The 12,830-nt window shown below is 69.7% G+C and carries 14 protein-coding genes; 9 read left to right on the top strand and 5 right to left on the bottom strand.

Going from position 1 to position 12,830, the window contains the following annotated elements; translation table 11 throughout:
* Window positions 1-13 precede the first annotated feature (13 nt).
* Genes ABZ855_RS28735 through ABZ855_RS28720 form a run of 4 tightly spaced genes read left to right on the top strand, consistent with a single transcriptional unit; the run spans window position 14 to window position 4,510 of the window.
* Window positions 14-916, top strand: a complete 903-nt coding sequence (locus tag ABZ855_RS28735; RefSeq protein ID WP_360811661.1) for a sugar ABC transporter permease — start codon at window positions 14-16, stop codon at window positions 914-916.
* Between the two features lie 17 nt (window positions 917-933).
* The gene (locus ABZ855_RS28730; protein WP_360811659.1) at window positions 934-1,887 is read left to right on the top strand and encodes a carbohydrate ABC transporter permease; all 954 of its coding nucleotides are present in this window, start codon (window positions 934-936) and stop codon (window positions 1,885-1,887) included.
* Between the two features lie 17 nt (window positions 1,888-1,904).
* On the top strand, window positions 1,905-3,260 hold the full coding sequence (locus ABZ855_RS28725) for a sugar ABC transporter substrate-binding protein (protein WP_360811657.1): 1,356 nt from the start codon (window positions 1,905-1,907) through the stop codon (window positions 3,258-3,260).
* Between the two features lie 47 nt (window positions 3,261-3,307).
* A complete protein-coding gene (locus ABZ855_RS28720; protein WP_360811655.1) occupies window positions 3,308-4,510 on the top strand; it encodes a Gfo/Idh/MocA family oxidoreductase in 1,203 nt (400 codons plus the stop codon).
* A gap of 52 nt (window positions 4,511-4,562) precedes the next feature.
* Here the strand turns inward: ABZ855_RS28720 and ABZ855_RS28715 are convergent, their stop codons facing one another.
* Window positions 4,563-5,258, bottom strand: a complete 696-nt coding sequence (locus ABZ855_RS28715; RefSeq protein ID WP_360811653.1) for a L,D-transpeptidase — start codon at window positions 5,256-5,258, stop codon at window positions 4,563-4,565.
* Window positions 5,259-5,438: 180 nt separating this feature from the next.
* On the opposite strand from ABZ855_RS28715, the gene ABZ855_RS28710 reads away from it, so the two are divergent.
* Window positions 5,439-6,017: a hypothetical protein gene (locus ABZ855_RS28710; RefSeq protein ID WP_360811651.1), complete on the top strand. Its 579-nt coding sequence runs from the start codon at window positions 5,439-5,441 to the stop codon at window positions 6,015-6,017.
* 6 nt (window positions 6,018-6,023) lie between these two features.
* Here the strand turns inward: ABZ855_RS28710 and ABZ855_RS28705 are convergent, their stop codons facing one another.
* From ABZ855_RS28705 to ABZ855_RS28690, 4 genes are all read right to left on the bottom strand, one after another.
* Window positions 6,024-6,989, bottom strand: a complete 966-nt coding sequence (locus tag ABZ855_RS28705) for an SDR family oxidoreductase (RefSeq protein ID WP_360811649.1) — start codon at window positions 6,987-6,989, stop codon at window positions 6,024-6,026.
* 58 nt (window positions 6,990-7,047) lie between these two features.
* A complete protein-coding gene (locus ABZ855_RS28700) occupies window positions 7,048-7,620 on the bottom strand; it encodes a DUF6624 domain-containing protein (protein WP_360811647.1) in 573 nt (190 codons plus the stop codon).
* Between the two features lie 49 nt (window positions 7,621-7,669).
* Entirely contained in the window at window positions 7,670-8,089 is a 420-nt protein-coding gene (locus tag ABZ855_RS28695; protein ID WP_360811645.1) for an ATP-binding protein, read from the bottom strand.
* A gap of 209 nt (window positions 8,090-8,298) precedes the next feature.
* Window positions 8,299-9,753 carry a hypothetical protein gene (locus ABZ855_RS28690; protein ID WP_360811643.1) on the bottom strand — a complete coding sequence of 485 codons (1,455 nt, stop codon included), beginning with the start codon at window positions 9,751-9,753 and terminating at the stop codon, window positions 8,299-8,301.
* Between the two features lie 253 nt (window positions 9,754-10,006).
* Between ABZ855_RS28690 and ABZ855_RS28685 the strand changes: the two genes are divergently transcribed.
* The 4 genes from ABZ855_RS28685 to ABZ855_RS28670 all read left to right on the top strand — a co-directional run bounded on the left by ABZ855_RS28685 (window position 10,007) and on the right by ABZ855_RS28670 (window position 12,811).
* Window positions 10,007-10,873 (top strand): helix-turn-helix transcriptional regulator, encoded by an 867-nt coding sequence (locus ABZ855_RS28685; protein ID WP_360811641.1) that lies wholly within the window; start codon window positions 10,007-10,009, stop codon window positions 10,871-10,873.
* Between the two features lie 3 nt (window positions 10,874-10,876).
* Window positions 10,877-11,125, top strand: a complete 249-nt coding sequence (locus ABZ855_RS28680) for a DUF397 domain-containing protein (RefSeq protein ID WP_360811639.1) — start codon at window positions 10,877-10,879, stop codon at window positions 11,123-11,125.
* Window positions 11,126-11,400: 275 nt separating this feature from the next.
* A complete protein-coding gene (locus ABZ855_RS28675; protein WP_360811637.1) occupies window positions 11,401-11,967 on the top strand; it encodes a hypothetical protein in 567 nt (188 codons plus the stop codon).
* 34 nt (window positions 11,968-12,001) lie between these two features.
* Window positions 12,002-12,811 (top strand): SAM-dependent methyltransferase, encoded by an 810-nt coding sequence (locus ABZ855_RS28670; RefSeq protein WP_360811635.1) that lies wholly within the window; start codon window positions 12,002-12,004, stop codon window positions 12,809-12,811.
* The last annotated feature ends 19 nt before the right edge of the window (window positions 12,812-12,830 follow it).

The following is a 12,830-nucleotide window of genomic DNA, read 5'->3' as shown; positions in this document are numbered from 1 at the left end:
AGGGAGTCTCTCCATGACCGTCGCCTCCACCAGACCTCCTGTGCGTCCACCCCGAGGCGACGGCGCGCTCGCAGCGCTCTTCGTCGCCCCGGCGATGCTGGGCTTCCTGGTGTTCCTGCTCTGGCCGACGCTGCGGGGCGTCTACCTGAGCTTCACCCGCTTCAACCTGCTGACCCCGGCCGAGTGGGTGGGGCTCGACAACTACGTCCGGATGGTCAACGACCCTATCTTCTGGGACTCGCTGACCGTCACGGTCGAGTACGTCGCCATCAACATCGGCGTGCAGACGGTGTCCGCGCTCGCCATCGCCGTACTGCTCCAGCGGCTGACCCAGTCGGCCGTGCTGCGCGGGATCGTGCTCACCCCCTATCTGATGTCGAACGTCGTCGCGGGCATCGTCTGGCTCTGGATCCTCGACACCCAGCTCGGCATCGGCAACGAGATCGTCGCGGCCCTCGGCCTCGACCGGATCCCGTTCCTCGCGGACGAGACCTGGGCGATCCCCACCATCGCGCTGATCAACGTGTGGCGGCACGTCGGCTACACCGCACTGCTGCTCTTCGCGGGTCTCCAGGCCATCCCGGGCGACATGTACGAGGCGGCCAAGGTGGACGGGGCGAGCGAGGGGCGAATGTTCTGGCGCATCACGATGCCCTTGCTGCGTCCGGTCCTCGCGGTGGTCCTGATCATGACGGTGATCGGCTCGTTCCAGGTGTTCGACACGGTCGCGGTGACAACGGCGGGCGGCCCGGCGAACGCCACCAACGTCCTGCAGTTCTACATCTACGGCTCCGCCTTCGGCCGCTTCCAGTTCGGCTACGCCTCGGCGATGTCCGTGGCCCTGCTGGTCGTGCTGAGCGCGATCACCTTCCTCCAGTACCGGCTCACCCGGGCCGGCCACACCGACCTCGGCTGACCGGGAGGAGCCGCACGATGACAACCTTGACGACACCGGCACCAGCACCGGCACCCACCCCGACCCCGGTCGAAACGGCCGTACGACCGCTGCGGCGCGGGCCCTCCCTCGGGCGGATCGCCGCCTGGACGGTGATGGCCGCGATCGTGCTGGTCACACTGCTGCCGTTCTACTGGATCCTGCGCACCGCCCTGTCCACCAACGCGGGCCTCGCCGCCGACCCGGCGAACCCGCTGCCGGTGCACCCGACCATCGGCGGTTTCGAGCGGGCGCTCGGCCTGCAGTCCACCAAGGAGGCGATCGCCCAGGGCGGCGCGGGCGGCGGCCTGGACTTCTGGCGCTACCTGCTGAACTCGGTGCTCGTGTCGACCCTGATCACCGGCTGCCAGATCTTCTTCTCGGCGATGGCCGCGTACGCCTTCGCCCGGCTGCGCTGGCGGGGCCGGGACACCGTCTTCGGGCTGTTCCTCGCGGGCCTGATGGTCCCGGCCATCTTCACGCTGCTGCCGAACTTCGTCCTGATCAAGCAACTCGGCCTGGTGGACAACCTGTTGGGGATCGCCCTGCCAACGATGTTCATGACGCCGTTCGCCGTGTTCTTCCTGCGCCAGTTCTTCATGAACATCCCGCGCGAGGTCGAGGAGGCCGCGCTCCTCGACGGCGCCGGCAAGATCCGCGTGTTCTTCCGGGTGCTGCTGCCGATGGCGTCCACACCGGTGCTGACGCTCGCGATCCTGACGTACATCACCGCCTGGAACGACTACTTCTGGCCGCTGATGGTGTCGTACAGCGACAGTTCCCGGGTGCTGACGGTGGCGCTCGCGATCTTCCGGGCGCAGACCCCGCAGACCGGTGTCGACTGGTCGGGGCTGATGGCGGCGACCCTGATCGCGGCGCTGCCGATGCTCGTCCTGTTCGGGTGCTTCGCGCGCCGCATCGTGAGTTCCGTCGGCTTCACGGGGATCAAGTGACAACCGAGAGGACGGACATGCGCATTCGTACCGTCGTGGCACTGACCGGAGCCCTGACACTGTCCCTCGCGACCGGTTGCGCGCAGGGCGGAGCGACCGGCTCGTCGGCGGACACGGTGACCTACTGGCTGTGGGACGCCAACCAGCAACCCGCCTACGAGGCCTGTGCGAAGAGCTTCGAGCGGCGGAACCCCGGGCTGAAGGTGAAGATCACCCAGCTGGGCTGGGACGACTACTGGACCAAGCTCACCGCGAGCTTCATCGCGGGTACCCAGCCGGACGTGTTCACCGACCACATCCAGAAGTTCGGCCAGTTCGCCGACCTGAAGGTCCTCGAGCCGCTCGACGACCTCGGCATCGAGGACTCCGCCTACCAGCCGGGCCTCGCCGCCAACTGGATGGGCCAGGACGGACACCGCTACGGCGCCCCGAAGGACTGGGACACCGTCGCCCTCTTCTACAACCGGAAGCTGACGGACGCCGCCGGTCTCACGGCCGCACAGCTGAACGAACTCTCCTGGAACCCGAAGGACGGCGGCACCTTCGAGAAGGCGATCGCGCACCTCACCGTCGACAGGAACGGCAAACGGGGCGACGAGCCCGGCTTCGACAAGGACAACGTCAAGGTGTACGGGCTGGCCACCAACGGCGCCGGCGACGGTGACGGCCAGACCCAGTGGAGCACCTTCGCCGCGTCGGCGGGCTGGACCTACACGAACGAGAAACGCTGGGGCACCGAGTACCGGTACGACAGCGATGTCTTCCAGTCGGTGATCAAGTGGTACTTCGGCCTGGCGAAGAAGGGCTACATGGTCCCCTTCACCGACTACAACTCCCAGTCCAACCAGGCCAACACACAGGTCGCGGCGGGCAAGGCGGCAGCGGCGTTCGACGGCGCCTGGATGATCTCGTCGTACGCCGGCTTCAAGGGCCTGGACATCGCCACCGCCGTCACTCCGGCGGGGCCCACGGGCAAGCGGGCGACGATGATGAACGGCCTCGCCGACTCCATCACCAAGAACGCCCACAACATGGCCGGCGCCAAGAAGTGGGTCGCCCATCTGGCGTCCGCCGAGTGCCAGCGGACGGTGGGGAGTTACGGGATCGTCTTCCCGGCCACCCCTGACGGCACGAAGGCCGCCGTGACCGCGTACAAGAAAAAGGGCATCGACGTCTCGGCGTTCACCAGGCCGGTCGCCGACGAGAAGAGGGGCGGGAAGGAGTTCGCCACCTTCTCCTACCCGATCACCAACTACGCGGCGGACGTGTACGCGCTGATGCACCCCGCCATGCAGGACATCTTCGGCAACGGCAGGTCCGTGACCAGCCTCGACCGGACCAACAGCCAGATCAACCTGATTCTCGACCAGTGACGGCACCGAAGTCACCGGCAGGACAACACACGAAGGGCACGCACAACATGACGTTCTCCCTCGGCATCGTGGGCGCCGGGCAGTTCTCCGGTCAGTTCGCCAAGCTGTTCCTCGCCCACCCGGGCGTCGGCGAGGTGTACGTGACCGACCTCCTGCCGGAGCGGGCGGAGCAACTGGCCGCGGCGGAAGACCTGTCGGGCACGTTCCCCTCGTACGAGGCGATGCTGGAATCGCCCGCGGTCGACGCGGTCGCGATCTTCACCCAGCGCTGGACGCACGGCCCCCTGGTCGTCCAGGGCCTCGGGGCCGGCAAGCACGTGTACTCGGCGGTGCCGATGGCGGTGACCGCGGCGGAGATCGGCGCGATCATCGACGCCGTACGGGCCACCGGGCTCACGTACATGATGGGTGAGACGAGTCAGTACAACCCGGCGACCGTCCACGCCCGCAACCAGATCGCGGAGGGCGCCTTCGGCAGGCTCTTCTACGCCGAGGGGGACTATGTCCACGACATGGACCTCGGGTTCTACGAGGCCTACCGGTACAGCGGCGGCGACAACTGGAAGGCAACCGCCAGCTATCCCCCGCTGCTGTATCCGACGCACTCGGTGGGCGGGGTGCTCGGCGCCTGGCAGACGCACGCCGTGAGCGTGTCCGCGATCGGGGTGCGGGACGAGCGCGGCGACGGTGTGTTCGACAAGGAGGTCAGCCAGTTCGGCAACGACTACTCCAACGCGAGCGCGCTGTTCGAGGTCGCGGGCGGCGGTTCGTTCCGTACGAACGAGTTCCGCCGGGTCGGCTACCCCTCACAGATCCGGGAGTCGCGGTTCCGGTTCTTCGGTACGGACGCGAGCATGGAGCAGCTCGCCACGGTCGCCCTCTGGCAGGACAAGAAGGGGGTCACGGACATCAGCGAGCTGCTGGAGCCCAAGCCCACCATGGCTGCTGACGATCCGTCACTCCAGCACATCGCACCGGACCTGCGGGCCGCGTTCACCTCGGGCTCGGCCCCGGTGCACGACCGTTCGCGGCTGCCGAGGGAGTTCGACGAGCTGCACAACGGCCATGAGGGCAGCCACCACTTCCTGGTGGACGACTTCGTGACGGCGGTCAACACCCGCACCCTGCCCTCGGTGAACGCGTGGGTGGCCGCCCGTTACACCCTGCCGGGCATCGTGGCGCACGACTCGGCGCGGCAGGGTGGGGCGAGGCTCGCGATCCCGGACTTCGGGGACGCGCCCGAGGTGTGACCCCCCGGGGGAAAGGGGGCGACGACCGGGCGGCCCGTGGCCGGGTGCCTCATCAGGTGCCCGGCTTGCGGCCGTACACGAAGACGTCGTCGCCGTTCTTCAGCAGCGACCAGTACTTCTTGGCGGTCGTCTTCGTCATGTTGACGCAGCCGTGCGAGCCCGGCGGGTTCCACATGCTGAGGCCGACCGAGTGGAAGGCCTGCCCGCCGTCGAAGAACTGGCTGTAGGGCATCGGCACGTCGTAGATGTTCGAGACGTGGTCGATGTCCCGCCAGTAGATCTTCTTCAGTCCGGTGCGGGTCTCATAGCCGTCGCGGCCGGTGCGGACCGGCACCGGGCCGTAGACGAGGCGGCTGCCGTCCTGGATCCAGCTCAGCTGGAGCGTGAGGTTGACGCAGGCGATCCGGCCCTTGTTGGTCGGGCACTTGCCTTCCTTGTTGGGCTTGTTCCCGACGGCCTTCTGCTTCAGCATCAGGTCCATCACACCCCAGGTGACGGAACCCGCGTAACCCACGTTGGGGGTGATGCCGTGCTTGGTCTGGAAGGCCCGTATGGCCTTGCAGTCGGCGGCGGACTGCCGCCCGTCGACGGGCCGGCCGAGGAACTTCTCCACCTTCTTCTGGTACGGCCCGGTCTGCGTCGTGCAGCTCGCGGCCTGCGCCGGAGCGGTGCCGAGCGCGAGCGTGAGCGGGGCCAGCAGCCCCGTGATCCCGAGCGCTACCGCACCTCTTCTGCGTATGTCCCCCATGGTGGTGCCTCTCTCGTCATGTTCTGCGTGCGGGTTGTCATGAACTCTCTTCTCTGCGTCCTAGACCCGCGCGGCGCCCGATCGGTTGTAGGTCGGCCCGGGCCGGGACAGAACGGTGACAATCCCGTGGTCAGCGACCGTACTGTGCTGGAGATCAACTGGACGGATAGCGTGGCGAACATGTCCGCGTTCATTCAGCAACTCCCCGCTCTCCTGGGTGTCGTCATCGGCGCCCTCGGCTCCTACTGGGCCGTCGCACGGGGGGACCGGGTCCGCTTCCAACGCGAGCGAGAGGCACGCTGGGAGGAGCGCCGGCTGGCGGTGTACACGGAGTACGCGCGGGCGCTCAAACAGTCGGTCACCCTGACCTACCGGGTCGCGGCGAGCCTCGGCAACGACCCGCATCCGCATCCCCTGACACCCGAGGAGGCGGCCCCGCTCATCGCCGAGGCCACCGTCGCCCGGGACCCGTACGGGGAAGCCCTGCTTCTGCTGGGCGCCCCAGAGGTGGTGACGAAGGCCCGGGAGTGGGTGGTCACGCTGCTGGAGATGGAGGCGTTCTTGCGGGAGCGGATCGAGGATCCACAGATCTGGCAGGCGCTGCTGGAGCGCCAGCGGGCCGGACGCGAGGGCTACTACTCGGCCGTACGGAGCGACCTGGCGCTGCCGCCGGGCCACTCCGCCCGCTGGCCGGTCCTGCCGGTCCAGGCGGTCCCCGGGAGCCCAGGGGACCCCGGAAGCACGGCCGGCCGCAGCTGACGGCTCCTACCGGTATCCGCTCGTGTCCGCCGGCTTCCCCGCGTCCTGGACCTCGACCATGTAGCGCCAGGCGTCCGGGCGGCTGCCGTCGAGGTCGGTGAAGCCGTAGACCTGGGCGAGTTGCCCGCTGGAGAGGGACTCGCCGTTCCAACGGGCCACGTCGGGGTCGGCCGCCAGGGCCGTGACGGCGCGGCCGACGAAGCGCGGGGTCTCCGAGATGGCGAAGTGCGGGACGCGTTCCAGCGCGTCCCGCCAGTTCTCCTCGCGGACGCCGAAGTGTTCCAGCATCATCTCGGAGCGCAGCCAGCCGGGGGTCAGGGCCACGGCGGTGGCGCCGCGCGGGCCGAGTTCCCGGCCGAGGGCGAAGCCCATGCGCAGGACGGACGACTTGGCCAGGTCGTAGAAGAAGGTGGCGCGGTAGTTGGCCCGGTTGTAGTCGGCGGTGCCGTCGGTCATCTCGACGACCAGGCCGCCGGGGTTGCGCAGCAGCAGGGGCAGGGCGTGGTGGCTGGTGATCGCGTGGGTCTCCACGGCGAGTCGCAGCAGGCGCAGGCCGTTGTCGAGGTCGTGCTCCCAGACAGGGCTCTCCCACTCGAAGAGGTTCTCCCCGCCCCAGATGTCGTTGACCAGCACATCGAGCCGGCCCTGCTCGTCGGCGACCCGGTCCACCAGCGCCCGGACCTGCGCCGGGTCGAGATGGTCGGTGGGTACGGCGATGCCCCGGCCGCCGGCCTCGGTGACCAGGTCGGCGGTGTCCTCGATGGTCTCCGGCCGGTCGTACTCGGAGCGCTGCTGCCGGGTGCTGCGGCCGGTCACGTAGACGGTGGCCCCGGCGGCACCGAGTTCCACGGCGATGCCGCGTCCGGCGCCGCGCGTCGCCCCGGCGACCAGCGCGACCCGGCCGGTCAGTCGCCCGGCGGGAGCCCCCTCGTCCCGCTGCCCGTCCAGGGGGCTGTCCGTCGTCCTCGGCATGTCCGTGTCTCCTCCGTGCGTGAGCGGTGGCCCGACCGACCCGGTCGGTGGACCGGCGTCACGTCCAGGGTGACGCCGATACCGGACAACCCTTGTCGGGTATTCCGCTCACGACATGCCGTAGCGCGGGAAGTTGCTCCGCCAGCGGGTCCAGGCCGACGTCCTGACGGCGTTCCTCGACCGTCTCGGGTTGACGGATGGGGTACGGGCAGAGGGTGCCGGCGTCGATGCGGGTGCCGTAGAACTGCGGCTGGCCCAGCTCGACCGCGCAGTGGTCGGCGATGTAGGCGTGGTGCACGGCCGGGCAGCCGCCGTCCGCCACGGCCTCCGCGATCAGGTCGCGGCAGGTGAGCTGGAAGCCGAGGTCGGCGGTGTGCAGCAGGATCATCAGGGCGGCCGTGGAGGCGCGCTCGCCGACCTGACCGGCCTCCGGCCAGCCTCGCCGGGCCACCACCGCCCGCAGGGCGTCGGCGTTGGCGCCGCGGCACCGGGTGACGAAGTGCCGGTTGAGCGCGGTGGGCGCCTGTCGGGCCAGTCTGGTCAGCCGCTGGTCCTCCTCGGCCCTGCGCACCAGTTCGGCGGCCAGGGCGGTGTGTCCCGGGCCGGCCGCCGAGTCTCGCGCGGTCTCCATGGGCGGTGCGCTCCTCATACCGATTCCGTTCTCCTGCCCCCGACGCCCTTCACGTCTTCTCTCCGACGACCAGCGAGAACCACACCTTCTTGCCCCGCGTTCCCGGGTTCGGCGGCGCTGTGCCCCAGTCGTCCGCGAGCGCGGCGACGATGGCCAGTCCGCGTCCCGACTCAGCCGCCTCGCCGGGTGTGCGCGGCCGGGGCAGCAGGGGTGAGGGGTCCGAGACGGTGACGCGCAGTTCGTGCTCGGTGTGCTCGAGCACGATGACGACCGAGTCATCGGGACCGGCGCCCGCGTGCGAGACGGCGTTCGCGAACAGTTCGTCCGTCGCGAGGACGGCGTCGTCGAGCAGCTGGGACAGGTGCCAGAAGGTGAGGTGAGCGGCGACCGTGCGCCGTACCCGGGACGCGCACGAGGGGTGCGCGGGCACCGCGACCTGGAACAGGCTGGGCCTGCTGAGGGAGATCAAGGGAGCCTCACCATGTAGTCCACGTCCGGGGGCGTAAGTGTGGTGGGGACGCCGTGGGTGCCGTGGGTGCCGTCGGTGCCGTCATCGGGGATCCTTCCGGTGCGTCGGAGCGCCGGGTGCTGTTGTCGAAGACAACAGCACCGGTGGCCTGCCTGACCAGGGAGTGCGGGGGTTGTCCGGTTGCATATGCGTAGTGGTTCCGGTGGCGGCTATGCCACCGCTCCCAGGACCGGACGCGACCTGCGTTCGAACTCCTGCACGATCGGCTCGGCGCGGTGCGGGCCGAGCCGGCCTCGGAAGTCCCGCAGGGCCTGGATCGAGCGTTCACTGTGGACGCCGCTCAACGCGTCGAGTGCCTCTGTCGCCGTGCTGAGCGCCTCGTCCAGCCGGTGCTGCTGCAGATGGGCCGTCGCCAGCACCGAGCGGCTGATCGCCTGGCGTCGGCGGCGGTCGGCGTGGGCGCGTACGGACTGCGCCGCGGTGTCCTCGGCCTGTGCCGCCCAGCCCAGGTCGCGGAAGCACAGCGCCGACTCCGCCTCCAGGTAGTGGTGGTCCAGGAAGCGCACCCAGGGCGACTCCTCGGCGCTTCCCCGGCTCGCGGCCAGCTGCTGCTCGGCCGCGCGCAGGGCGTCGGTGGTCTCGCGGGCGCGGCCGAGCGCCGCGTGTCCCCGGGCGGACATGGCGTACAGGCGCATCAGGCCGAGGGGGCTGCCGGCGCTCCTGGCGGTGGCGAGGCCGGCCCGGGCCAGGCACACGCCCTCGTCGGGACGGCCGAGGCTGGTCGCGAGGTGGGACAGGCCGGCCATGATCTGCCCGCCGAGCACCCGGTCACGCCCTTCGGCGCAGAGCCGCAGCCCCTGGGTCATGTAGCGCTGCGCGAGCCCGTACTCCCCCGCGTCGTACGAGCTCCAGCCGGCCATCGCCGCGAGGCGGGCCGCGGCGGCGAACAGCTCGCGCAATTGGGCCGGGGCGACTCCGCGCTGCTGCAGCATCGGGATGAGCTCGGTGGTCAGGTAGTGCACGATGCTGGTGCGGACCCCGCCGCCGCCGTAGTGGTTGTCCATCTCGTCGAACATGCCGATCATCGCGTGGACCTGCTCCACGGGACCGGCGGCGCCGGGAGGGGGCACGACGGCCAGTGGGGGACGGACTCCGCCCGTCTCCTTGGCCGTGTCGACGGGGGCCGCGTTCTCCAACAGCCAGAGCAGCCACTCCCGCTGAGGGTTCGTCAGGGCGCCCGCGACGAAGGGCACCGTGCCGAGGAGCGTGCGCCGGGAGATGTCGGTGGAGCCGAGTTCCGCCAGGGTGTGCAGCGTTTCGGCCACGTCGTCGCCGTACACGAGTGCCCTGCCCACGACGGGGCGTTGCGCGTCGGGCGCGAACCCGAGGTCGGCCGGGGAGAGGGTGCGGGCGAGGCGCTCGCACAGCACGGCGGCGATCAACTCCGGTGTACCGCCCCGCGGCTGCTGGCCCTGGAGCCAGCGGGTGACGGACGCCTTGTCGTAGTTGGTGTCCACGCCCTGACGGCGACCCAGTTCGTTGACGCGGTGCGCGAGTGAGGCGTACGAACAGCCGGCGTCCTTGAGCGCGTTCGCCAGCGCCTTGTTGGCTCCGGCCGCGCCCTTGCCGGGGCTTCTCGGTTGTCCGTTCGTCACGGCGGCCATCCAGGTCTCGCATCACGTCGGTGTGGGGGCCTCGCACCCCTCCCGAGCTGCCGGGGCGTCAACTTCCCGGCAGCCGGACGAGGTTCGGTGAACCGCCGCGCGATGTGCGGTAGGTCACCCGATCACTATGGTGACCGACGGGCACAGCTCGCAACCTTCGTTCTGATAATTTCAGAATGAAGCGCAAAGCCCTGTCGGTGTCAACCGAAGACATGGCACACTGCCCGCTGTGACGGTCCCCCGGAGGTCCCACGTGAGCGAGAACCGCTCAGGCGGAAGTGCCCCCACCGTCCTTCGGATGGTCCTCGGCAAGCGGCTGAGGCATCTGCGGGAACAGGCGGGTGTGTCGTTCGAGGACGCCGCACGGGCGATCGAGGTCACGCCGTTGACGGTCCGCCGGATGGAGAAGGCCGAGGTCGGCCTCCGCATCCCCTACGTGAAGGAGCTGCTGCGCACCTACGGGGTCCTGGCCAAGGAGATCGACGACTTCCTCCACCTCGCCAGGGAGGCCAACCAGCCGGGCTGGTGGTACACGTACCGCGATGTGCTGCCGGACTGGTTCAGCGCCTATGTCAGCCTGGAGAGCGAAGCCACCGTCATCCGGCTGTACGAACCCCACTACGTCCCCGGCCTGTTGCAGACCGACGACTACGCCGCCGCGCTGCTGCGCATCGGCTTCCCCAACGCGAGTGACGAGGACATCCGGCGCCGGGTCGCCCTGCGGCTGAAGCGCCAGGATCTGCTCGACAAGCCCGAGGCGCCCGCCGTCTGGGCCGTCCTCGACGAGACCGTGCTGCGCAGGCCCGTGGGCGGGGCCGAGGTGATGCGGGCTCAGATCGACCACCTCAGTGAGGTGTTGGAGTACCCGAAGGTCCGGATCCAGATCATGCGGTTCACCGCCGGTCCGCACCCGGGAGCCTTCGGTCCCTTCCACTACTTCCGCTTCGGCTTCTCCGAACTGCCCGACGTCGTCTACACGGAGAGCCTCGCCGGCGCGCAGTACTTCGACCAGCCCGCCGACGTCGTGACGTACCTGGAGGTACTGGACCGGATGTCCGTTCAGGCGGAGCCGGTCGCTCGGACCAGGGAGATCCTGGCAGCACTGCGTAAGGAGTTGTGAACCATGGCAACAGACAACAACCCCGTTTACAGCGGCATGCCCGCGTCCGAACTCGGCCGCGAGGGCTGGCACAAGCCCTGGAGCGGCACCAACGGCGGAAGCTGCGTCGAGGCCAAGCGGCTGCCCGACGGCAGTGTCGCGTTCCGGCAGTCCAAGGACCCCGAAGGGCCCGCGCTGGTCTACTCCCGGGACGAGATGGTCACGTTCCTGGAAGGCGCCAAGTCCGGCCAGGCCGACTTCCTGATCGCCTGACACCCGTGCCCGCCGTGCGCCCTGGGCGCGAACGGTCCGCGTACGGCGCGTCACCACACCCGCACAACCGGACAACCCGCACGCGCACTGCCGCCGCGCGGAGGTCCCGTACACACTGAGGGAGTTGACGCACGACCGCGCGCACGACCGTGCGCGCACCACTCCGAAGGGAGCGGCATGCACACGCCGCCTCGCGCCCCGGGTCCAGCCATGCCGCCCGGACGTGCCGGCACTCCCCTGCCGGGCCGCTCCCCCGGAGCGGGGACACCCGCGCGATGAACCATCCGCCCCGGCCTCTCGCGGAGACCGTCGCGCCGTACCGGACCCTGTTCGTCGAGGGCCACGAGGGCGTCCACCGCGGCCGACTTTTCACCCAACTGGCGCAGTTCGGCTTCCCGTTACGGCGACCGCCGACGGGTCTGCACCACCTCGACCCCGCCCGTCCGTACCGCGAACTGCTGGCCGCGCCCGGCCGGTTCGTCGTCGACGGCGGTGTCATCGGGGAACTCGTGTACGGGCCGCTGCGTCGCGGACGGTCCCGGGTGACCTGGATCGAGGCACTCGACCTCGCCGAGGCGATCGCGGAACGCGAGGGCGCCATGATCCATCTCACCGGCGGTGAAGGCTGCGGCGAGTCCGGCGACGAGGGGGCGGAGACCGCGGCCGCCGCACTCGCCTACGCCCGGGTGTTCGAGACGCTCGCCCAGCACGTTCCCGTGGTGAACGTGCGTGTCACCCCCGCCCTTGTGGACGTGGTCACCGAACGGGCGCGCCGCATCCGTGCACCCGCGCACTGGCAGCCCCAACTCCGGCAACAGCCCAGACAGTTGACGGTAGGTTAGCGATGTCCGCGCGAGGCAAGTCAGGAGAACTCCGATGACAGACAGCCGGTCCACCCCCGACCAGGAAGCCCTGTCCAAGATCGACACCACGGTGCCGCACTCCGCCCGTATCTGGAACTACTGGATGGGAGGCAAGGACAACTACGAGGTCGACCGCGAGGCGGGCGACGAGTACCGCCAGATCGCCCCCAACATCGAGGCGATGGCCCGCGCCTCGCGCGTCTATCTGATCCGCACGGTCACCTTCGTGGCCCGCGAGCGCGGCATCCGCCAGTTCCTCGACATCGGCACCGGCCTGCCGACGTACGACAACACGCACCAGGTCGCCCAGAAGGTGGCCCCCGAGTCGCGCATCGTCTACGTCGACAACGACCCGCTCGTCCTGCGGCACGCCCAGGCCCTGCTCACCAGCACCCCCGAGGGCACCACGGACTACGTGGACGCGGATCTGCGCGAGCCCGAGAAGATCATCGAGACGGCCCGTACGTTTCTGGACTTCGACCAGCCGGTTGCGCTGATGCTGATGGGCATCCTCGGCCACATCCAGGACTGGGAGGAGGCCAAGTCGATCACGCGCCGCCTCCAGGCCGCCCTTCCCCCGGGCAGCTACTTCGTGCACTACGACAGCACGGACACCGACGAGGAGCTCAAGCGGGCGCAACAGGGGTACGACGACACGGGCGCGGTTCCGTACGTGCTGCGCAGCCCCGACAAGCTGTCCGCGCTCTACGAGGGTCTGGAGCTGCTGGAGCCGGGCATCGTCTCCTGCCCCCTGTGGCGTCCGGAGCCCGGCACCTCGCCGGAGCCCACGGATGTGTACGGCGGAGTCGCCTACAAACCGTAGACGCTTCCCTCGCACCGGG

The sequence above is a fragment of the Streptomyces sp. NPDC047042 genome, from assembly GCF_040644035.1.
Taxonomy (GTDB): domain Bacteria; phylum Actinomycetota; class Actinomycetes; order Streptomycetales; family Streptomycetaceae; genus Streptomyces.
This window is presented reverse-complemented; position numbering and strand designations above follow the sequence as displayed.

Coding starts and splice junctions, on each gene's coding strand:
- ABZ855_RS28735 (WP_360811661.1), top strand. CDS start 14: ATGACCGTCGCCTCCACCAGACCTCCTGTGCGTCCACCCCGAGGCGAC.
- ABZ855_RS28730 (WP_360811659.1), top strand. CDS start 934: ATGACAACCTTGACGACACCGGCACCAGCACCGGCACCCACCCCGACC.
- ABZ855_RS28725 (WP_360811657.1), top strand. CDS start 1,905: ATGCGCATTCGTACCGTCGTGGCACTGACCGGAGCCCTGACACTGTCC.
- ABZ855_RS28720 (WP_360811655.1), top strand. CDS start 3,308: ATGACGTTCTCCCTCGGCATCGTGGGCGCCGGGCAGTTCTCCGGTCAG.
- ABZ855_RS28715 (WP_360811653.1), bottom strand. CDS start 5,258: ATGGGGGACATACGCAGAAGAGGTGCGGTAGCGCTCGGGATCACGGGG.
- ABZ855_RS28710 (WP_360811651.1), top strand. CDS start 5,439: ATGTCCGCGTTCATTCAGCAACTCCCCGCTCTCCTGGGTGTCGTCATC.
- ABZ855_RS28705 (WP_360811649.1), bottom strand. CDS start 6,989: ATGCCGAGGACGACGGACAGCCCCCTGGACGGGCAGCGGGACGAGGGG.
- ABZ855_RS28700 (WP_360811647.1), bottom strand. CDS start 7,620: ATGGAGACCGCGCGAGACTCGGCGGCCGGCCCGGGACACACCGCCCTG.
- ABZ855_RS28690 (WP_360811643.1), bottom strand. CDS start 9,753: ATGGCCGCCGTGACGAACGGACAACCGAGAAGCCCCGGCAAGGGCGCG.
- ABZ855_RS28680 (WP_360811639.1), top strand. CDS start 10,877: ATGGCAACAGACAACAACCCCGTTTACAGCGGCATGCCCGCGTCCGAA.
- ABZ855_RS28675 (WP_360811637.1), top strand. CDS start 11,401: ATGAACCATCCGCCCCGGCCTCTCGCGGAGACCGTCGCGCCGTACCGG.
- ABZ855_RS28670 (WP_360811635.1), top strand. CDS start 12,002: ATGACAGACAGCCGGTCCACCCCCGACCAGGAAGCCCTGTCCAAGATC.